The following is a 567-nucleotide window of genomic DNA, read 5'->3' on the forward strand; positions in this document are numbered from 1 at the left end:
CGCCTACCTGGCGATCATCCCTGGTATGGCGGTGTTCCTGCTGCGCATCGAGACCGACTTCGTCGAGTACTACGACGCGCTCTACGACGCGGTGCGCGAGGGCGCCTCGCTGCAGCACATCGAGCGCATGCAGCGCGCCATGGTGGAGGCGCTGCGCGAGGGCGTGTGGGAAATCCTGAAGATCCAGGCGATGGCCGCGCTGATCCTGTTCGCGGCCGCGCCGACCCTGCTGCGCTGGCTGGGGATTCCGGCGCTCTACCTGCCGCTGCTCTATATCGACGTGATCGCCGCCAGCATGCAGGTGGTGTTCATGGGCATCATCAACGTGTTCTTCTACCTCGACAAGCGCCGCATCGTGCTGTGGCTGGTGGGCGCCTTCGTGGTGCTGAACGTGCTGCTGACCGCGCTGACGCTGGCCTCGAATCCCGCCGCCTACGGCTATGGCTTCGCGCTCGCGCTGTTCGTGGTGATGCTGGCGAGTCTCTACTGGCTCGATCGCAAGCTCGACACGCTCGAATACGAGACCTTCATGCTGCAGTGAGCGCTGCTGGCGGCTGGGCCCGGGAC

Annotated in this window: 1 protein-coding gene; it reads left to right on the top strand. The window is 65.4% G+C overall.

The features are described 5' to 3' along the window. Nucleotides 1-541 (top strand): exopolysaccharide Pel transporter PelG (gene pelG, locus FQ705_RS25575; protein ID WP_186307995.1); only part of this gene is annotated, 541 nt, incomplete at its 5' end. Nucleotides 542-567 lie beyond the last annotated feature (26 nt).

The sequence above is a fragment of the Paraburkholderia sp. BCC1884 genome (genome assembly GCF_900996225.1).
Classification (GTDB): Bacteria; Pseudomonadota; Gammaproteobacteria; order Burkholderiales; family Burkholderiaceae; genus Paraburkholderia.